The organism is Streptomyces sp. NBC_01622 (genome assembly GCF_045209635.1).
In the GTDB taxonomy this organism is placed as follows: Bacteria; Actinomycetota; Actinomycetes; order Streptomycetales; family Streptomycetaceae; genus Streptomyces.
In genome coordinates this window covers 4,587,394-4,608,322 of record NZ_CP109293.1, presented here as the reverse complement: position 1 = coordinate 4,608,322, position 20,929 = coordinate 4,587,394, and the positions used below count along the sequence as shown (strand labels likewise).

The following is a 20,929-nucleotide window of genomic DNA, read 5'->3' as shown; positions in this document are numbered from 1 at the left end:
GACCAGTCGTTTTCGTGCTCAGAGCCGGTGTGCCGCGCCCGTCGGTGTGGCCCCGCGCGTGTCCAGCAGCAACTGCGCCTTCACGGACAGGCCTTGGAGGTCGTACGTCCGGTGCTGCTGGAGCAGGATCGTCAGGTCGGCGTCGGCCGCCGCCTCGTAGAGGGAGTCCGCGCGGGGGACCGGGCGGTCCAGGACGCTCCAGGAGGGGATGTGGGGGTCGTGGTAGCTGACGGAGGCGCCGAGTTCCATGAGGCGGATCGCGATCTCCTGGGCGGGGGTGGCCTGTTGGTCGGCGAGGTCGGCCTTGTAGGTGACGCCGAGGAGGAGGACGCGGGCCCCGCGCGCGGACTTGCCGTGCTCGTTGAGGAGCGCGGCGGCGCGCTGGATGACGTAACGCGGCATCTGGTTGTTGACCTGCTGGGCGAGTTCGACCATGCGGAGCGGGCGACCGCCGTGTGCCGTCAGGTCCTGGGGGACGGCGTGGCCGCCGACGCCGGGGCCGGGGCGGAAGGCCTGGAAGCCGAATGGTTTCGTCTCGGCGCAGCGGATGACGTCCCAGAGGTCGACGCCCAAGTCGTGGCACAGGACGGCCATTTCGTTGACGAGGGCGATGTTGACGTGCCGGAAGTTGGTCTCCAGTAGCTGCACGGTTTCCGCTTCGCGCAGGCCACGCGCGCGTACCACCTTGTCGGTGAGCCGGCCGTAGAAGGCGGCTGCCGACTCGGTGCAGGCCGGGGTCAGGCCGCCGATCACCTTGGGGGTGTTGGCCGGGGTGAAGTCGCGGTTGCCGGGGTCCACGCGGCTGGGGGAGTAGGCGAGGTGGAAGTCGCGGCCCGCGCGGAGGCCTGATCCCTCTTCGAGGAGGGGGCGCAGGAAGTTCTCGGTGGTGCCGGGGTGCACCGGTGACTCCAGGATCACCGTGGTGTGCGGGCGCAGGTGGGCGGCGAGGGCGCGGGCGGCCGTCTCCACCTGGCTGAGGTCGAGGCCACCGTCCGCGTCCGGAGGTGTCGGCGCGCAGATCACGGCGGTGCGTACGCGGCCGAGCTCGGCGGGGTCGGTGGCCGGCCGGAAGCCCCCCGAGAGCATCCGGCGCAGTTCGGCGGGGCTGAGGGAGCCGGCCTCGGGGCCGGTCTTGAAGCCGACCGTGGCGATACCGGCGGCGACAGCGGCCTGGGCCAGGGGCAGGCCGAGAGGACCGAGTCCGATGACGGCGAGATCTGCGGGCATGGCGTGGGCCGTCCTTCCCAATAACCGAAGCGGGACAGGTGCGCAAGCCCTGTGGACAGAACGAGCGAGCGCAATGTCAGACTAGGAGTAAATATGACCGTTATGTGGGATTGGGTGGCTGTGTTTTTCGGCAGTCCTGTGATTGTTGTCCACAGGCTGGGGGCGAGTGGTGGCTGAAGTCGGGCAACCCGGTCAGAATTTGGGCAGGAGGGATACGAACCGGGCTTCGCCGAACGGGTGCGGCCGGCGCTACCGATAGCGGGAGGCAGCGGTGAGGACAGCGACACTGGGTCCGGCGCAGCGGGCCGAGGCACTGGCGGGAATGGCCGAGCGCGAACTGGACGTGCTCGTGGTGGGCGGCGGCGTGGTCGGCGCGGGCACCGCCCTGGACGCCGTGACACGCGGCCTGTCCACGGGACTGGTCGAGGCGCGCGACTGGGCGTCCGGCACATCGAGCAGGTCGAGCAAGCTCATCCACGGCGGCCTGCGCTATCTGGAGATGCTCGACTTCGCCCTCGTCCGCGAGGCGCTCAAGGAACGCGGACTGCTGCTGGAGCGGCTGGCCCCGCACCTGGTGAAGCCCGTGGCGTTCCTGTACCCGCTCCAGCACAAGGGCTGGGAGCGCCTCTACGCCGGCTCGGGCGTCGCGCTCTACGACGCGATGTCGATGGCCCGCGCGCACGGCCGCGGTCTGCCCACCCATCGCCACCTGAGCCGCCGTCACGCCCTCCGCGTGGCACCGGCGCTGAAGAAGGACGCCCTGGTGGGGGCCCTTCAGTACTACGACGCCCAGATGGACGACGCCCGCTATGTGGCCACCCTGGTGCGCACGGCGTCGTCGTACGGCGCGAAGGTCGCCAACCGCGCGCGCGTGACCGGGTTCCTGCGCGAGGGCGAGCGGGTGGTCGGCGCCAAGGTGGAGGACGTCGAGGCGGGCGGCGAGTACGAGATCCGCGCCAAGCAGATCGTGAACGCCACGGGTGTGTGGACCGACGACACCCAGGCCATGGTCGGCGAGCGCGGACAATTCCACGTCCGCGCCTCCAAGGGCATCCACCTGGTCGTCCCCAAGGACCGCATCAACTCCAGCAGCGGACTGATCCTGCGCACCGAGAAGTCCGTGCTGTTCGTCATCCCCTGGGGCCGGCACTGGATCGTCGGCACCACCGACACCGACTGGGACCTCGACAAGGCCCACCCGGCCGCGTCCAGCGCCGACATCGACTACCTCCTGGAGCATGTGAACTCGGTCCTCGCGGTACCGCTGACCAGAGACGACGTCCAGGGCGTGTACGCGGGGCTGCGGCCCCTGCTGGCCGGCGAGTCGGACGCCACCAGCAAGCTGTCGCGCGAGCACACCGTGGCGCATCCGGTGCCGGGGCTCGTCGTCGTGGCGGGCGGCAAGTACACGACGTACCGGGTGATGGCCAAGGACGCCGTGGACGAGGCGGTGCACGGGCTCGACATGCGGGTCGCCGAGTGCGTCACCGAGGACGTGCCGCTGCTCGGCGCGGAGGGGTATCGCGCGCTGTGGAACGCGCGAGCGCGGATCGCCGCACAGACCGGCATCCATGTGGTGCGCGTGGAGCACCTGCTGAACCGTTTCGGTGCGATGGCGGAGGAGGTCCTCGACCTCATCGCCAAGGACCCGACGCTGGGCGAACCCCTCCAGGCCGCCGACGACTATCTGCGCGCCGAGGTCGTCTACGCCGCCTCGCACGAGGGCGCACGGCACCTGGACGACGTGCTGACCCGCCGCACCCGCATCTCGATCGAGACCTTCGACCGGGGCACGCGCAGCGCCCGTGAGGCCGCCGAGCTGATGGCACCGGTGCTCGGCTGGGACAAGGACCAGATCGAGCGCGAGGTCGAGCACTACGAGAAGCGGGTGGAGGCCGAGCGCGAGTCGCAACGCCAGCCCGACGACCTGACTGCGGACGCGGCACGGTTGGGGGCGCCGGACATCGCGCCGCTTTAGCCGACTGGAACTCCGCGGGGTGCCGTCGGCTTCACTCGAACGAGTGTCGTGAGCTGGGATCTTTGTCCGGAACCCGGCCGTTCTACGAGGTGCGCGGGCAGAACTCGGCGGCGAGCAGGGCCGGTTCGAGGCCGGGGTCTGCGATCTCGCTCGTGTTCACCCGGAAGGTGAGGACATGACGGCCGTCGACGGTGGCTGCGGTGCGCACGTAGCTGCCCGAGATCCGGCCGTTGTGTCCCCACACCGTGGTGCCGCACGGGAGCCTCACCGGAAACAGCCCCATGCCGTACGAGCCGTGTGCGGTACGGGTGTCGAGCATCTCGCGCAGCCAGTGCGAGGGCAGTAGTCCGCCGCCGAGCAGGGCCGAGTAGAAGCGGTCCAGGTCGGCGAGCGTGGTCACCAGCTCGCCCGCGGCGCCGGCCACCCGCGGGTCGAGATCGGTGACGTCGGAGCCGTCGGCCTCGTAGGCGCGGCTGTGTGGCGCGGGAAGAGCGGTGCGGGAGCCCGGGAAGGAGGTGCCCGTCAGACCCAGCGGAGCGATGATGCGGCGCTCGGCCTCGGTGGCGTACGAGTGGCCGGTGACCTGCCGGACGACCAGGCCGAGCAGAACGTAGTTGGTGTTCGAGTAGGAGAAGCGGCCTCGATCGGCCGGAGGGTGGGTGAGCGCGATACGGACGGCCGCAAGAGGTGACACGGGGACCGTGCCCCCGGTGGTCGCGGTGAAGTCGTACAGGCCGCTGGTGTGGGTGAGCAGGGAACGCAGGGTCAGCGCGCGCCCGTCGTTGCCCGCTCGGCGCACCAGGCCCGGCAGGTGTTGCTCCACCGTGTCGGACAGGGAAAGCCGGTGTTCGGCGGCCAGTTGGAGGACCACCGTCGCGATGAAGGTCTTCGTGATGCTGCCGGCGCGGAAGTGGTCGGCACGGCTGATGCCGGTTCCGGCCTGTGTGTAGCGGAACTCCGTCCCGTCGTCGGCCAGTAGTGCCGCGGCGGGGGCTCTGCCCCGGGTGACCAGCAGTCGGACCAGGGCGTTCGTGGCCGGCGTCGGCCCTGCCTGCGAAGCGGCTGTGGACAGGCAGAGGAGTGCCAGAGACACCGGAATGGCCAGCAGTGTCCGAGGGATGGGCATCGCGAACCTCCGTTCTCGGCGGTCATCCTGCCCGGCTTGGCTGTGTGACCTGCGCCGGATATCCGACGGGATGTGCGGGGGGTGCGCGACGAGAGGCCCCCTGGGCGTTGGGCACTTGTTCGGTGGGGGACAATGGAGGCTCTGTCAGGGCGGGTTGCATGAGGGGACGCATGTCGGAGGCGGAGCGGGCGGAGACATCCCGTCAGGACACTCGTCGGGACAAGAACGAGCGTCTTCTCGCCGGGCGGTACCGGTTGGGAGAAGTGCTCGGCCGCGGAGGCATGGGCACGGTGTGGCGTGCCGAGGACGAAACCCTGGGCCGGACGGTCGCCGTCAAGGAGCTGCGGTTCCCGTCCAGCATCGACGAGGACGAGAAACGGCGGCTGATCACACGGACGTTGCGCGAGGCCAAGGCCATCGCGCGGATCCGCAACACCAGCGCGGTGACGGTCTTCGACGTGGTCGACGAGGACGACCGGCCCTGGATCGTCATGGAGTTGGTCGAGGGCAAGTCGCTCGCCGAGGCCATCCGGGAGGACGGCCTGCTGGAGCCGCGGCGCGCCGCGGAGGTCGGGCTCGCGATACTCGACGTCCTGCGGTCCGCGCACCGCGAGGGCATCCTGCACCGCGACGTGAAGCCGTCGAACGTGCTGATAGCCGAGGACGGCCGGGTCGTGCTCACCGACTTCGGCATCGCGCAGGTCGAGGGCGACCCGTCGATCACCTCCACCGGCATGCTCGTCGGCGCGCCCTCGTACATCTCCCCGGAGCGGGCCCGCGGGCACAAGCCGGGTCCGGCGGCCGACATGTGGTCGCTCGGCGGCCTGCTGTACGCGGCGGTCGAGGGCGCACCGCCGTACGACAAGGGTTCCGCGATCGCCACGCTCACCGCGGTGATGACCGAGCCGCTGGAGGAGCCGAAGAACGCCGGGCCGTTGAAGGACGTCATCTACGGCCTGCTGAACAAGGACCCCGCCCAGCGTCTCGACGACGCCGGTGCCCGGGCGATGCTCAACGCGGTGATCCACGCGCCCGAGCCCAAGGCCGAGCCGGTGCCGCCGGTGGACGCGACGACGGTGGTGCCGTTGCCCGCGCAGCCGGGGCCCGCCGAGTCCGGCGGCAAGAAGAGCGCTGGGGGGGCTTCGGCGGGGGCCGAGCGGTTGCGTGGGGCGTTGCGGTCCATGCGGAAGTCCGCGGGGGGTTCGGCGGGGGCCGGGGCGGCGACTTCGGCGGCCGCGGGTTCGAGTGCGGCCGCGGGTTCGGCTACGAGTGTGGATTCCGCTGAAGGCGCGGCTTCAACTTCCGTTGCCGGCAAGCCGGGTGGCGCGGGTGCTGCCGGGACCGGTGCGGCCGGCTCGGGCAGCGCTTCGGGTAAGAGTGGCTCGGGTACTTCGGAGGCCGGTGACTCCAGCGGCACGAAGGGCGCAACGGCGGCTGGCTCAGGGCCTGTTGCTGCTGGGCCTCGGACTCCCGGGGTGCCTTCGGCTCGGTCGGGGGGTGCTTCCGGTGCGGTGACCGCCGGTTCGGGTGCCGCGGCCGGTCCGGCGGCGAAGGCCGGTGCGGCGGACCCGGGGACGAGTGACCCGGGTACGCGTGACCTGGGTGTGCAGGCGTCGGGTCTGCGGGAGACCGGTCTGCGGGACTCCGGTGCCAAGGACCCGGGTGCGACGCACGAGGTGGGCGCGCGTGCGGCCAACTCGGGTTCGGGTGGGCGGAGTTCCGGGTGGCCCGTGATGACGCCGCCGGATCTGCCGCCGCGGCCCGTGCCGAGGGCGCCGCTCACTGATGTGGTGCCGAAGCGGACGTTGGTCATCATCGCGGTGGTCGTCGTGCTCGCGGTGATCGGTGTCGTGCTGGCGCTCACGCTCGGCGGCGGTGACGGCAGCGGCTCGAAGGGGTCGAAGAAGAACAGCGGTGGCAAGGCGGTTGCCGGCGCGAGCGCGAGTGCGAGTGCGAGCGGCGGAACCGGCACCAAGAAGGACGGCAGCGACACGGCGAGCACGGGCGGCGCGCAGGCCGACTCCTCGTCGACGGCGTCGGCTTCGGGCGGCACGTCGACGTCCACCGGTACGAACGCGTCCGGCGGGAGCGGTGACGAGACCGGCGGCTCCTCGGGCGGCGCCGCTGTCGTGAAGACGTACAAGGGAAGCCAGGGGTTCTCCATAGGCCTGCCCGCCGGATGGTCGTACCAGTCGACGGACTCCGCCGGAGTCCGGCTGGCCGGCCCCGACGGGCAGAAGCTGCTGATCGCCTGGACCAGTACGCCGAAGAACAATCCGGTGGCGGACTGGGAGAACCAGGAGCAGTACATGACGCGCTCCGGGTACACGCGGATCCGAATAGAGAAGGTGGACTACCGGAGCTGGAACACGGCCGACTGGGAGTTCACCTATACGGACGGCGGGACGAAGTACCGGACCATCGACCGCGGATTCGTCGTCAACAGCCATCTCGGTTATGCGCTCATGTACACCGCGAAAGCCGCCAATTGGGACAGCGAGCTGCGTAAGGACACCTGGACGACACTGACGAAGACGTTCGAACCGAAGTCGTGAGGCGGGTGGGTCCGGGTTTGGCGCGCCAGATCCGTCAACCCCTCTTTGTGGGTTGCCTCCGGCACGTATCGTGAGTGGTTGCGGACCGTACGCATCCAGGTAAGTAGGCGGAACGGGGCGCAAGGCGAACGGAATTGACCAACCGGGCGGCCGGGGGAGGCAACGTGGACGACTATGCGGGTCGGGTGCTCGCCGACCGCTACCGCCTGCCGCTGCCGCCCTCCGACGAGTACGAACTCACCGAGACCCGGGCCTTCGACACCTACAGCGGGCAGGAAGTCCTGGTACGCCAGGTGCCGTTGCCGGAGGTCGTCGAGGCGGAGGTGCTCGGCGAGGACGGGCTGCCCGACGGGTTCACGGCCCGCGACGGGGGCGCACGGCGGCCGGCCGCGGCGCGTACCGCCACACGGCGGCCGACCGATCCGGCGGTACGACGTGCGGTCGAGGCCGCGCAGGCCGCGGCGCGGATCCCCGACCACCCCCGGCTGGACCAGGTCTTCGACGTGTTCGCCGAAGGCGGTTCGCTGTGGATAGTGAGCGAACTGGTGTCCGCCCAGCCCCTTGCCGCGCTGCTCGCCGAGAAGCCGCTGTCGCCGTACCGGGCGGCCGAGGTCGCCTCCGACGTGCTGATGGCGCTGCGAGTGCTGCACGCGCACGGCTGGGTGCACCGGAACATCACCGCGCGCACGGTGCTCGTCTGCGACGACGGCCGCGTGATGCTGACCGGCCTCGCGGTCGGCGCGGCGGAGGAGGCACTGTGCGGCTACGACCCGGTGCCACCGCAGGACGGCGAGGCCGAGGGCGGCAGCGGCCACCCCGAACACACCGGACAGCACGGCGGCCCCACGGTTCCGCCAACTCCCCGAGTTTCTACGGGTTCTACGGCACCCGCCGCTGCTTCTACGGCCCCTGCGCTCCCCGGTGACTTCCGCGGAGCCGGAACCGGAGCCGCCGGAGCTGCCAGTGGCGGCGCGATCGGATTCGGGGGTGCGGTCGGCGGACCCGGTGCCGCGCGCCACAGTGATGGCCCCGGTGCCCCAAGTCGTGCCGTGAGCCCCGCTGGTGTGGACCCCGAGGCCGCTCGGCGGGCCGCCATCGAGGCCAGGGCTGCCGGAGGGCTGCCCGGAGTCGGGGTGGAGGGCGGTGGCGGGAGCGGGGCGTCGGCCGCGCTGGCCCGCAGGGAAGTGGACACCGGCGGTGACGTCCGGGCCGCGCGGGCCGGGGCCATCGCCGCATACCGGGCGGGAGCGCGTGCCGCCGCCCGGGTGCAGGATGCCCAGCAGCCGGGACGGCCGGCGTTGCCCGGCGCCCGGCCCGCCCCCGAGGGCGAGAACGGCGGTGCACAGACGGGCGGTTCGGCCGCTCTGCCGTCGGCGCCACTGCCGTATGCCGGTGGCCATGGAGTGGAGCACACGGGCGGCAGCACGCCGCCGGGGCAGATCGCCGACCCCTACGGCGTCCGCAACACCGCCTCATGGCAGGGCGCCGCGCCACGCCCCGGCGCGCCGTCCCCGACGGACACGTTCGCCGGTGCGGGAGCATCGGCTCCCAGCCTGAACAAACCCGCCCCTCCCACTACAACCCCCGTCCCCGGCAACTCCCCCCAGCCCCACCCCTACTCCCAGTCCCAAACCCCCGCCCGCTGGGACGAGTTGGCTGCCGCCGGGGCTCCCGTCCGGCGTGGTCCCGCGACCGCGTTGGCGGCCGAGCGGGCCCGGCAGGTGCGGATGACCGTCGTGGGGCCCGTCACCGAGCGGTGGGCACCGGAGCAGGCCGTTCCGGTGCATGAGAACTGGCAGTTGGCCGCGCCGATCGGGCCGGCCACCGACCTGTGGGCGCTCGGCGCGCTGCTCTTCCGGGCCGTGCAGGGGCACGCTCCCTATCCGGAGGAGGCGACCGCCGAGCTGGTGCAGCTCGTGTGCGCGGAGCCGCCCGCCTTCGCGGAGGAGTGCGGGCCGCTGCGGCCGGTCGTGGAGTCACTGCTGCGACAGGACCCGACGGAGCGGCTGGACTTCGAGGAACTGCGGGGCTGGCTGCGGTCGTTGGTGCGCTCCGCGCCCGAGCCCGAGGCCGGTGCCCATGTCGTCGCCACTCCGCCGACCGACCCGCGGCGGCTGCCGATCGTGCGCCGGCGCGGTGAGCTGGTGCGCAGGCGGCGGGCCGGACTGCCCGCGACCAGCCCGCACGGGCGGCACAAGCGGGCCAAGCAGGAGGTCACCGGGTCGCCCCGGCGCCTCGGCCGGACCCTGCTGGTGCTCATCTTCCTGCTGCTGGCCGGTGCGATCGCCTACGCCATGCTCTTCCTTCCCAAGTCCGGGGAGAACACCGGCGCCGGGCAGGGGGACAGGACGGGAGCGGCGGGGGACGTGAGTGCGGCGCCGAGTCAGTCGTCGGCCGCGGCCAGCAGTCAGCCGCAGCCCGACCAGACCTCGCCCGAAGCCTCCGGCTCTGCCTCCAACACCCCTTCCCAGTCCGCCGGTTCGACCGAGACGCAGACCGGCTCGAACGTCGCCGACGGCTTCGTGCTGCGCAAGGACTCCGTGGGGTTCCAGGTCGCCGTCGCCAAGGGCTGGACCCGTACGCCGAAGAACGGCAGCGGCCAAGTGGTCTACTCCCACGGCGACTTCGAGCTGATCGTCGTAGCCGGGCGGGACAGCGCTTCGACGTACGGCAGCGACCCGATGGTGTACCAGCGGGACAACGAGCGGGAGTTGCAGCCCTACCGCGACTCCAGTTGGGCCACGGCGACCGGGCTGCGGACCATCACGGTCGGCGGGAAGACCATGGCCGAGGGGCAGTTCACCTGGACGGACAGCCAGAGCGGCGACCTGTTCGTACGCAACATGGTGTTCCTCATCGACGGCCGCTACCACATCGTGCAGATACGCGGCCCGGAGGCCCAACGGGACGAGGTGACACGGCTGTACGAGCAGGCGTCGTCGACCTACCAGTACACCGGCTGACCCGCGGAGGCGGCGCGCCGGAGCCAAATGGTTCCCGTCCGGGCGCAGAAGCGACAACCGTCACAGTGCGGTCTCCTTGGTACCCCGCTGGTTCCCTGTCGGAGGGCCGGTCTTTACGCTGAGCCTGTCAAGAGCATTGCGGGGCAACGTGAATCAGATGCAGGGCCTGCTCCTCGCGGGGCGCTATCGGCTCGCCGAATCGATCGGCAGCGGCGGCATGGGCCGGGTGTGGCGTGCGCACGATGAGGTGCTGCACCGGGCCGTCGCCATCAAGGAGTTGACGGCCGCGCTCTACGTGTCCGAGAGCGACCAGCCGAGACTGCTGGCGCGCACCCGCGCCGAGGCGCGCGCCGCCGCGCGCATCAACCACTCCGCCGTCGTCACCGTGCACGACGTCCTCGAACACGACGGCCGCCCGTGGATCGTCATGGAGCTGGTCGAGGGCAACTCGCTGGCCGACGAGGTCAAGGAGCAGGGCCGCATCGAACCGGCCGAGGTCGCGCGCATCGGCATGTGGGTGCTGCGGGCCCTGCGCGCCGCGCACGCCGCCGGCGTCCTGCACCGTGACGTCAAGCCCGGAAATGTGCTGCTCGGGCAGGACGGGCGGGTGCTGCTCACCGACTTCGGTATCGCGCAGATCGAGGGCGACAGCACCATCACGCGGACCGGAGAGGTCGTCGGCTCCGTCGACTACCTCGCCCCCGAGCGCGTCCGCGGCGCCGACCCGGGACCGTCCTCCGACCTGTGGGCGCTGGGCGCCACGCTCTATACGGCAGTTGAGGGCCGGTCGCCGTTCCGCCGCACCTCGCCGCTGTCCACCATGCAGGCCGTCGTCGAGGAGGAGGCCGGCGAACTGCGCTACGCCGGTCCGCTCGCGCCCGTCATCGCCGCGCTGCTGAACAAGGACCCCGACCTGCGGCCGGACGCGGACCAGACCGAGCAGATGCTCGCGGAGGCCGCCGAGGGACGACGGCCGCGGTCGGCGGAGGAGTGGCTGCCGACGCAGCGGGTGGGCTCACGGGCGGAGAGTTTCACGGACACGCCCGGCACGGGCGCGACGCCGTACCCAGGCACGGGCGCGACGCCGTACCCCGGCACTGGCCCGACGCCGTACGCGGGCACCGGCGGCACGCCGTATCCGTCGGCGACGGGGGCCACGCACCACCACCAGACGCCCCCCGTCTCCCTCGTGGGGCCCGGCGGTGCCGCGCCCGCTCCGCCGAAGCGCCGCCGGTTCCGTTCGGTCGTCCTGGTGGTCGTCCTCGCCGCGGTCGTCGGCGGCGGTACGGCGCTGGGGCTGCAGAAGTGGCACCAGGACCAGGGCCGGGACCAGGGCGGCACCCCGGGCGCGTCGGTCTCGCAGAGTTCCACGCCGACCTCGCCGCAGAGCTCGGATCCCGCCAACTGGGAGGTCTACCACGACCCTTGGGGCTTCGACATATCGCTCCCCAAGGGCTGGGTGCGGAAGGTCTACAGCGACTCCGGCGGCATCAAGCAGGTCGACTACACGCCCGACAGCGGCGAGCACTTCGTCCGTATCGCCATCGACCCCTCTCCGGACTTCCCCACCGCGAACGCCCACCAGCTGGACCTGGAAGTACAGCTCCAACGGCTGGTCGACTACCAGCGGGTGACCCTGGAGGCGAACACCTACCGCGACCGCCCCGGATCCCTGTGGGACTACACCTGGACCGCGCAGGCGAAGGACACGCCCTTCCCGGGGCCGCGGCGCGCCATCGAGGAGACGTACACGTCCCGTGACGGGATCGAGTACGCGATCTACATGTCCGCGCCGGCCGCGGACTGGGCGACGACGAGCAAACAGTTCAAGTCGGTCCTGCAGAGCTGGAGTCCCGACGCGGGCTGACCGCTTCCGGTTGCGTCATGATGGTGCGCATGGGGACCGAGGGGGACAACGTCCGGGTGATCGCCGGGCGTTACCGACTGGAGAAGCGGCTCGGGCGCGGTGGCATGGGCGTCGTGTGGCGGGCGACCGACCAACTGCTGGGCCGGCAGGTCGCCGTCAAGGAGATCGCGCAGGACGACTCGCTCTCCGATGAGGAGGCCCGGCAGCACCGCGACCGGACGCTGCGCGAGGCGCGTGCGGTCGCGCAGCTGCGGCATCCGCACATCATCGTCGTGCACGACGTCGTGGAGCAGGACGAACGGCCGTACATCGTCATGGAGTTGATCGACGGCGGCTCGCTCGCCGACCGGGTCTCCACGCACGGCCCGGTCGACGCCGCCGAGGCCGCCCGGATCGGTGTCGCCCTGCTCGGCGCGCTGCGCACGGCGCACGCGGCGGGCGTCCTGCACCGGGACATCAAACCGGCGAACGTGCTGCTGGACACCACGGCCGAGGGGCCGGAGCCCGACCGGACCGCTTCCGGCCGGGTGCACCCGGAGCCGGACCCGGACCCGGCCGCCTTCGCCCGGGTCGTCCTGACCGACTTCGGTATCGCGCAGGTCGCGGGTGCCACGACGCTCACCGAGAACGGCGCGTTCGTCGGCTCGCCCGAGTACACCGCGCCGGAGCGGATGTCCGGCCTGCGGACCGGCCCCGCGTCCGACCTGTGGTCCCTGGGCGCGCTGCTGTGCACGGTGCTGAGCGGTGAATCGCCGTTTCGGCGCGACTCGTTGGGCGGCATCCTGCACGCCGTCGTCTTCGACGAGATCCGGCCACCCGAAGAGGCCCGGCCGCTGCTGCCCGTCGTACGGGGCCTGCTCGAACGCGATCCGGAACGGCGGCTGGGGGCGGCGGAGGCCGAGCGGATGCTGCGTGCCTTCCTGAAGACGGGGCGCACACCGAAGGCGGCGGCCGGGCGTGCCGCGCACCCGACGCCCGGTTACACGCCGACCCAACAGGACGTTCCGCTGCGGGAGTTGGCGCCGCCCAAGCCGTCGATACCGTCACCCACACCCCCCGTCACGGAAGTGCCGCCCCCTCGGCGCTCCACCCGCGGTGTCCTGGTGGCCGCGCTGCTGGTCGCGGCGACGGCAGGGGCGGGGGTGTCGGCGGCGGCGCTGTTGATGCGCGGGGACGACAAGGGGGCCTCCCCGCCGGTGAGTTCGGCATCGTTGACCTCCATGAGCGCCGGTACGACGTCACCGTCACCCACCCGCTCGGCCACGCCCTCGCCTTCGAAGACCGCCAACTCGCCCACCGCGCCCTCCGGTTACCGCGTCGCCCACGACCCCGACGGCTTCGCGCTCGCCGTACCGGAGGACTTCGTGCGCGTCCCGCAGGGCGAGCGGATCTTCTACATGTCGCCGGGCGAGACCTTCCGGCTCGGCATCAGGATGTCCGACCCCGACGCGGGCGGCCCGCTCGCGGTGATGAAGAGCGCGGCGGCCAGGGGCGCGGACACGAACCCCGGTTACCACGACGGGAAGGTCACCGACACCACCCACTACGGACACCCCGCCGCGCTCTGGGAGTTCACCTGGAACGGCTTCAGTGCGGCGGAGGGGCCCCGGCACACCTACGACCTGTGCTGGGAGGAGGGCGGCCGGATGTACGACGTGTGGGTGTCGGCGCCGGTCGGGAAGGTGCGGGAGGCGAAGGAGTACTTCGACGTGGCGCTGGACACGTTCGTACCGGCGTGACTCGACACGTTCGTACCGGAGCAAAAGGGAGATAGGTGACCGTTCGAGTCACGGGTGTGTGACCGGAAAGCGTTCCCTGTGGATACGGGAGCGGTCGCCGCGATATGGATGGACCCATGAGCAGCGACGGGGGACAGGGCGGCGGGTCCGACGAGACGACGAGTTTTGTTCTGCAACCGCCCAGACCGAAGGTGCCGCAGCCCTCGCGGGACAGTGGCACCGGACGTCTGATCGCCGGGCGCTACCGGCTGCTCGGCAAGCTCGGGCATGGCGGTATGGGTACGGTGTGGCGGGCCCGGGACGAGACGATGGACCGCGAGGTCGCCGTCAAGGAACCCCGTGTTCCGGATAATCTTCCCGAACGCGAACGTGACAACGCGTTCGAACGGATGCGCCGCGAGGCACGCGCGGCGGCCCGGCTCGACCATCCTGCCGTCGTGACCGTGCACGACGTGGCCGTCGTCGACGGCCGGCCGTGGATCGTGATGGAGCTGGTGACCGGCCGCTCGCTGGGCGAGGTGCTGCAGGAGGGCACCCTCGGCGCGCGCGACGCGGCCCGTATCGGCCTCCAGGTGCTGGGCGCCCTGGAGGCCGCGCACGCGGCGGGCGTCCTGCACCGTGACGTCAAGCCGGACAACGTCCTGCTCGGCCGCCACGACCGGGTCGTTCTGACCGACTTCGGGATAGCCCAGATAGAGGGCGAGACGAACCTGACCGACACCGGTGGCTTCGTCGGCTCGCCCGAATACATCGCGCCGGAACGGGTGTTGGGCCAGCGCCCCGGCCCCGCCTCCGACCTGTGGTCGCTCGGCGTGGTCCTGTACGCGGCGACGGAGGGCGTCTCGCCGTTCCGCCGCAGCAACACCCCCGCCACCCTGCAGTCGGTCCTCAACTCCGTGCCCGCGCCGCCGGTTTCGGCGCCGGGCCCGCTCGCCGAGCTCATCACCGGTCTGCTGGCCAAGGACCCGTCGAGCCGCCCGGACGCGGCCCGGGTGCGCGCCGTACTCGAGTCGGTGGCGAACCCGCCGGCTCCGGCGTCGACGCAGGAGGTGCGGTACGTCCAAAGAGCCGCAGGGGGACGCCGGTTGGGCCGCAGGACGTGGTTCGGGCTCGGTGCCGTGGTCGTCGCGGCCGCGGTGGCAGCCGCGTACCTGGTGATCGCGAACCCGTTCGCGGGGCCGCTGCCGCACGGCTGGAAGAAGCACCACGAGTCCGATGTGGCCGCGACGCTCGCCGTCCCGGCCGCGTACAAGCGGACCACCCCCGACCGCGCTTCGGACAAGAGTCACTGGGTCACGTACACCGACCCGAGCGGCAGTATCTGGGTCTTCCTGAGCCTCGACAAGAAGTCCGAGGACCCCAACGGGTACATCAAGGACTCGGCGGCGGCCGAAATGTACTCGGACAACGGCGACTTCAAGACCAGCGGCAGCGTCGACCTCGACATGGGGAAGGCCAAGGAGACCGTCCCGAAGCCGACCGGCACCTACCGGGGCGAACCGTCCGCCGAGAACACGGTCGTGTACGACTCCGACGACACCCAGAACCCCCTTCCCCGCGAACTGCGGATCCTCTACTACAAGACCTCCGCCGGGGACATGTACCGGCTCACCGTCAGCTATCCGGGCAAGGGCGACTTCACGGCCCGTGGCCGCGAGGTGGCGAGGGCGGCGATCGCCAACCTGGACGTCGACAGCCTGTGAGCGTGGGCTCACTGCGCTCAATCGCGTTGTCAGTGGCGGCAGTTAAGGTCATTCTCTCTTTACCGGATCTTGGGAGGGGATTGACCTTGAGGACGTCCGAGTGGAGACGCGCCGGGGTGGCCTGCGCGGCCGTGGCACTGACCACCGCCGCCATGACCGGAGTCGCGACGGCGGCCGGCGACACCGAGGCGCCACAGGCACCGGTCGTCTCGTCGGCGGAGTACCCGGACGACACGAACGAGCATGACGGCGTGGGCAGTTACGGCACCTTCGTATTCGACTCGGCGTCCGACGACGTGGTGTCGTACCGCTACGAATGGATGGGCGGCCTTCCGCGGACCCTCACGGCGGCCGAGCCCGGCGCCCCGGTCTCCCTGCGCTGGCTGCCGCAGACGAACGGGCCGACGTACCTCTACGCCCAGGCCATCGACGCCGCGGGGAACGTCAGCGCCAGGACGACCTACTTCGTCCGGGTCAGGACGGGACGGGCGGCGGTCACCCACTGGGACCCGCAGCGCGACTCCGGCGCGGACACCGGCACCGGCGTCACCCCCGACGCGCAGGGCCCCACCGGGACGGGCGTCGCCTCCGCCGCCCGGTTCGACGGCACGGACGAGGCGTACGGCACGCTCGACTCGTCGGTGGACACGGCGAAGATCTTCTCGGTCGGCGCATGGGTCCGCCCGGACGCCCTCGACGGCGACACGACGGCCGTCAGCCGGACCGGCTTCACCCTCGGCCTGGCGACGAACTCCTCGGACAGCGCGCCCACTTGGTCCTTCGCGCTCCCCACCGCGAGCGGCGGTTCCGTACACCTCAGCGGCGGCTCCCCCGAGCGGGGCGAGTGGGCCCATCTCGTCGGCGTGTACGACGCCGAGCAGCACACGGCCCGCTTCTACGTCGACGGAGACCTCGTCGCGACGGACGGGAACACCGTCGCGGCCGGCGGCGCAGGCCCCCTGCGGCTCGGCTCCGAACGGGACACCGGGGACACCGCGCACTGGCACGGTCTGCTCACCGACGTGAACGTCTGGGACCGCGTCTACGTCCCCGAGGAGATCACGGCCGCCGCCGCGCGCACCCCGCAGCGCCAGGGCTACTGGGACCTGGAGACGGCGACCGGCGGCAGCAGCCCCGAGTACGCGGGCGGTGAACCGCTGACCCTGGCGGGCGACGCGTCGATCAACACGGGCACCGACGACTGCGACGTGAACCCCGACTGCACCCCGGCGCGGTACCCCATGGTGGGCTACGGCGACCTCCTCCTGGACGGCGACGGCGACTACGCCACCACACCGGACGCGGTCCGCCCGACCGACGCGGGCTTCTCGGTGACGGCCCATGCGCGCATCGACGTGGACACGGCGACGCACGACATGACCGTGCTCTCCCAGCCCGGCGAGCACACCGATCTGTTCACGCTGCGCTATGTCGCCGCGTCCAGGTCCTGGCAGGCCGTGGTCGCCCACGAGGACAGCGCCGACGCGCCGACCACCACGGTCAGCGCGCCCGTCTCGCCGTTCGGGGCGGGCGAGGACGAGTTCCTCGCGGTGGTCTACGACGAGAAGACCGACCAACTGCGCCTGTACGTCGGTGACATCTACGCCGTCGACACCGCGAGCGTCACGGACAAGGACACCTGGACACCCACCGGCGACCTCCAGATCGGCCGGAGCGTCACGGCGGGCATCGGGACGGACTACCTGACCGGTGAGCTCGACGAGGTCCACACCTACGCCGGAGTGCTCGACCAGACCCGGCTGGCGATGCTGCGACTGGGCGGCTCGGATGCCTGACCGGGCGCTGGGGTAAGGGGAGTTGGCGGTGCGGACGGCGGAGACGGCGAGTCACGAGGACCTGGCGGTCACGAGCGTGCGCGCGCTCGCCGACCGCGGTCTGCCGCAGGACGTGCTCGCCGTGCACGCGGCCTGCCGCCACTTCTCCGTCGTCGAACTCGAACAGCTCGGACTGCGGGACGCCGGGCCGGAGTTCGACCTCTCCGGCCTGCGGGACCGGCTGGAGGGCGTGGTCTGGGTGAGCGACGAGGAGTTCGCGGCGCACGGACTCGACGCGCGGGAGACCGCGGAACTGCGGCGGTGGGCCCTGGACTGGGAGGCCGACCTGGGGCTACGGCTGGCGGAGGAGTACGACGATCCCGATGGCGACCAGGGCGACCAGGACCTGACGTCTCACTGAACTTCCCCCGATGCGCGATACCTTCCCGGCGTCACCCCGAACTCCCGGCTGAACGCATGCGACAGGGCGTACGGGCTCCCATATCCCGCCTCGCGGGCCACAGTTGCCAGCGAGGCGTCCGTGTCCCGCAGGCGGGTCGCCGCCAACGTCAGCCGCCACCACGTCAGATACGCCATCGGCGCCCGCCCCACCAGCGCGGTGAACCGGCGGGCCAGCGTCGCCCGGGACACGCCCGCCGCCGCGGCCAGCCGGTCGTTGGTCCAGGGGGCGGCCGGGTCGGAGTGCAGCGCCCGTAGCGCGGCCGTGGTCACCGGATCGCTCAGCACGGACGGCCAACTGCCCGTCTCCGCCTCGCTCATCCACGCCCGCACCATGTAGATCAGCAGCAGGTCGAGCAGGCTCGGCAGTGCCAGGCAGGCCCCCGGCCGCCGTTCGTCCAGCTCCCGCGCCAACAGGTCCACCGCAGCCCGGAGTTCGGGATGGCGGCCGACCCGGTTCGGCAGATGGACCACTTCCGGCAGCTCCGCCATCAGCGGATGCGTACGGCTCCGGTCCAGCCGGTACTTCCCGCACAGCAGCTCCACCTCGGGCCCGTCCCCGACCGGCCGGCGCATCTCCTCGAACGGCACCGCCGGTGCCGTATCGCCGGACGAGTCCGCCAGCACATGTCCCGCACCGTGCGGCAGCAGGACGACATCTCCGGCGCCCAGCGCCACGGGCTCACCGCCCTTGTCGGGCACCAGCCGACAGCCGCCCGCGAGCACGACATGGAACCCCGCACCCTCGTACGGCGCCAGCCGCGTGCACCAACTCCCGCCCACCCGCAGTCGGTTGGAGGAGGCCCGCCCGGTCCGTACGGCGGAGATCGCGTCGCTCACCACGTCCATACGGGCACACTACGCCCACGGGGCATCAGTGAGCCGTGTGCGTATCCGGATGAGCAATTCACGCATTGAGACACTCGCCGACAGCTCCCTAGGCTCGTTTCCATGACCGAGGACAACACACAGACCCTGAGGATCGGCGACGTCGAAGTCGTCCGAGTCGTCGAGTGGCACCAGCCCTACGTCCCCGCCCGCACCCTCGTCCCGGACCTGGCGCCCGAGGCGTGGCAGGACAACCGTGACGTGCTCGCCCCCGACCACTGGGACCCCGACAGCGACCAGGCGGTCGTGGCGCTCCAGACCTGGGTGCTGCGCAGCGCCGGCCGGACCGTGCTCGTGGACACCGGCGTCGGCAACGGCCGGGAGCGGCCCGGCAATCCGCTGTTCCACATGAGCCAGGGCGACCTGCCGGGGCGGCTGGCGCGGGCCGGCGTACGACCGGAGGAGGTCGACGTCGTCGTCAACACCCACATCCACGGCGACCACGTCGGCTGGAACACCCATGACGTGGACGGGAGTTGGGAGCCGCTGTTCCCCAACGCGCGCTATCTCCTCCCCGCCGCCGACGACTTCCACTTCGGCCCCCGGAACCACTACGGCGGCGGGGTGCGGCCCGACGACCGCCTGACCTACGAGGACAGCGTCGCGCCCGTACACCGCGCCGGGCTGGCCACCCTGTGGGACGGCACCCATCGCGTCGACGAGCACCTCACGCTGGAGTCCGCGCCCGGACACACCCCCGGTTCCTCCGTCCTGCGGGTCGCCTCCGGCGGCGAACGGGCCGTGTTCGTCGGGGACTTGCTGCACAGCCCGGTCCAGATCGCGCACCCCGAGTGCAGCAGCTGCTTCTGCCTCGATCCCCGGCAGGCCGCCCGGAGTCGACGGCGCGTGCTCGAACGGGCGGCGGACGAAGGGGAGTTGGTGATTCCGGCGCACTTCGCCGGGAGCGGTGTCGCGGAGGTGCGGCGGGCGGGCGACACGCTGGTGCTCGGGAAGTAGGACGCGCGTCGACAAGGCCGTATCCGGCACGGTACTGATGGGGCATGAGCGAAGTCGGCGAACAGGTGCGCGACGGACGGCTGGTCGGCGGTCGCTACCGGCTGCTCGAACGGATCGGTTCCGGCGGCATGGGCACCGTATGGCGGGCCTTCGACGAACTCGTGGACCGCGAAGTCGCCGTCAAACAGCCGAGGTTGCCCGGCGACCCCGAGGACGAGGAGTTCCAGCGCGCCGCCCACCGCCTCTACCGCGAGGCCCGCGCCGCCGCCCGGGTCGACCACCCCTCCGCCGTCGCCATCCACGATGTCGTCATCGAGGAAGAACTCCCGTGGATCGTCATGGAGTTGGTGCGCGGAGAGTCCCTGCACGAACTGCTCAAGCGCGGACGCCTCGCCCCCGCCGAGTCCGCGCGCATCGGCCGCGCCGTCCTCGGCGCCCTGAGCGCCGCGCACGCCGTGGGGATAGTGCACCGTGACGTGAAGCCCGCCAACGTCCTGCTCGGCCCCCACGACCGGGTCGTCCTCACCGACTTCGGCATCGCGCACATCCAGGGCGAGGAATCCCTCACCGCCAGCGGCGAGTTCGTCGGCTCACTCGAATTCATCGCCCCCGAGCGCATGTCGGGCACCGGCGCCGGACCGGCCTCCGACCTGTGGTCCCTCGGCGTACTCCTGTACGCGGCCGTCGAAGGGGCGTCCCCCTTCCGCCGTACGACCGTGGAGTCCACCCTCGGCGCGATCCTGTCCGGCGAACCGCCCGAGCCGACCCGTGCGGGCCCCCTCGGACCGCTGATCGTACGGATGCTGGCCCGGGACCCGGAGGAGCGGCCGGGGGCGGAGGAGGTGGGCGCGGTACTGGAGGCAGTGGCCGCGGGCAAGGACATACCGGAGCCGGCGGTCGCCGTCCAGGACGCGGAGCCCGACGCGGAGCCCGAGGAGGCGGCCACCGTCCCCGTCGCCGTACCGGAACCCGAACCCGAAGCCGAATCTGAGCCCAGGCCCAAGCCCGACCCCAAGCCCAAGTCCCGTCCCCGCCGCACCCTTCTCATCACCCTCGGGGTACTCCTCGTGGCGGGCCTCGTCCTCGGCACCGTCCTGGAGAGAGTCCTCGGCAAGGACTCGGACTCCTGGACCGCTCACCAGCGGGACGGTATGAACGCGGTTCTTTTCCTCCCGTCCCAGTACCGGCTTCAAGAGACGCAGGCGGCAGCCGGCAGCCGCACCGTCACCTACGGCGCCGGCGCCCTCCGCGTCCGCCTCACCGAATGGGACAAGGCCACCGACTCGCCCCTCGCCGAAGCGCACGCCCTGGGCCGGGGCACGGCGAACCCGCAGTACACCCGCACCAGCTTCCGCGGGAACAAGGACGCCGTCCTGGCCGACACCACCTACGGACAGTCCGGTGTCCCCACCCGCGCCATGGCCCTGATCGTCCGCACGGCGGACCACCGCATGTACGAACTGCGCGTGGACATGCTCAAGGGCATTCCCGCGGAGAAGAAGGGCACCGCGCTCTTCAAGGGCGCCCGAGCCCGGCTCACCCTCCCGGAAAAGTGAACCGGAGGGGATCCAGTGATGATCATCCCCGCACAACACCCTGATCAGCGCATTCGTTGCCAGTGATCGCTGGCGTGGTGTGAGCGCCTGGTGAATCCCGATTACCGACGGGTACCCAAACCCCTCGTGGCGGCAT

At 71.6% G+C, this 20,929-nt stretch carries 13 protein-coding genes; 10 read left to right on the top strand and 3 right to left on the bottom strand.

All coding sequences use genetic code 11. The features are described 5' to 3' along the window. Positions 1-18 precede the first annotated feature (18 nt). A complete protein-coding gene (locus OH768_RS20645; protein ID WP_406455680.1) occupies positions 19-1,227 on the bottom strand; it encodes a nucleotide sugar dehydrogenase in 1,209 nt (402 codons plus the stop codon). A 271-nt stretch (positions 1,228-1,498) separates the two neighbouring features. Between OH768_RS20645 and OH768_RS20640 the strand changes: the two genes are divergently transcribed. Continuing rightward, positions 1,499-3,205, top strand: a complete 1,707-nt coding sequence (locus OH768_RS20640) for a glycerol-3-phosphate dehydrogenase/oxidase (protein WP_406455678.1) — start codon at positions 1,499-1,501, stop codon at positions 3,203-3,205. 82 nt (positions 3,206-3,287) lie between these two features. Here OH768_RS20640 and OH768_RS20635 read toward each other — a convergent pair whose 3' ends face one another. Next, positions 3,288-4,331, bottom strand: coding sequence for a serine hydrolase domain-containing protein (locus tag OH768_RS20635; RefSeq protein ID WP_406455676.1), 1,044 nt, complete (start codon positions 4,329-4,331; stop codon positions 3,288-3,290). A gap of 170 nt (positions 4,332-4,501) precedes the next feature. On the opposite strand from OH768_RS20635, the gene OH768_RS20630 reads away from it, so the two are divergent. From OH768_RS20630 to OH768_RS20600, 7 genes are all read left to right on the top strand, one after another. Continuing rightward, complete coding sequence (locus tag OH768_RS20630; protein WP_406465370.1) at positions 4,502-6,886, top strand: serine/threonine-protein kinase; 2,385 nt, start codon at positions 4,502-4,504, stop codon at positions 6,884-6,886. A gap of 164 nt (positions 6,887-7,050) precedes the next feature. Further along, positions 7,051-9,849, top strand: coding sequence for a protein kinase (locus OH768_RS20625; protein ID WP_406455674.1), 2,799 nt, complete (start codon positions 7,051-7,053; stop codon positions 9,847-9,849). Between the two features lie 157 nt (positions 9,850-10,006). Continuing rightward, entirely contained in the window at positions 10,007-11,716 is a 1,710-nt protein-coding gene (locus tag OH768_RS20620) for a serine/threonine-protein kinase (protein WP_406455672.1), read from the top strand. Positions 11,717-11,745: 29 nt separating this feature from the next. Beyond that, positions 11,746-13,455, top strand: coding sequence for a serine/threonine-protein kinase (locus tag OH768_RS20615; protein ID WP_406455670.1), 1,710 nt, complete (start codon positions 11,746-11,748; stop codon positions 13,453-13,455). A gap of 116 nt (positions 13,456-13,571) precedes the next feature. Continuing rightward, positions 13,572-15,158: a serine/threonine-protein kinase gene (locus OH768_RS20610; protein WP_406455668.1), complete on the top strand. Its 1,587-nt coding sequence runs from the start codon at positions 13,572-13,574 to the stop codon at positions 15,156-15,158. Between the two features lie 86 nt (positions 15,159-15,244). Further along, positions 15,245-16,954 carry a LamG-like jellyroll fold domain-containing protein gene (locus OH768_RS20605; RefSeq protein WP_406455666.1) on the top strand — a complete coding sequence of 570 codons (1,710 nt, stop codon included), beginning with the start codon at positions 15,245-15,247 and terminating at the stop codon, positions 16,952-16,954. Between the two features lie 28 nt (positions 16,955-16,982). Further along, positions 16,983-17,354 carry a hypothetical protein gene (locus OH768_RS20600; protein ID WP_406455664.1) on the top strand — a complete coding sequence of 124 codons (372 nt, stop codon included), beginning with the start codon at positions 16,983-16,985 and terminating at the stop codon, positions 17,352-17,354. Here the strand turns inward: OH768_RS20600 and OH768_RS20595 are convergent. After that, complete coding sequence (locus OH768_RS20595) at positions 17,348-18,241, bottom strand: AraC family transcriptional regulator (RefSeq protein WP_406455662.1); 894 nt, start codon at positions 18,239-18,241, stop codon at positions 17,348-17,350. The two genes, OH768_RS20600 and OH768_RS20595, sit on opposite strands and share 7 nt — an antisense overlap. A 102-nt stretch (positions 18,242-18,343) precedes the next feature. Between OH768_RS20595 and OH768_RS20590 the strand changes: the two genes are divergently transcribed. Beyond that, positions 18,344-19,237: an MBL fold metallo-hydrolase gene (locus OH768_RS20590; RefSeq protein ID WP_406455660.1), complete on the top strand. Its 894-nt coding sequence runs from the start codon at positions 18,344-18,346 to the stop codon at positions 19,235-19,237. 44 nt (positions 19,238-19,281) lie between these two features. Beyond that, positions 19,282-20,793 carry a serine/threonine-protein kinase gene (locus OH768_RS20585; protein ID WP_406455658.1) on the top strand — a complete coding sequence of 504 codons (1,512 nt, stop codon included), beginning with the start codon at positions 19,282-19,284 and terminating at the stop codon, positions 20,791-20,793. Positions 20,794-20,929 lie beyond the last annotated feature (136 nt).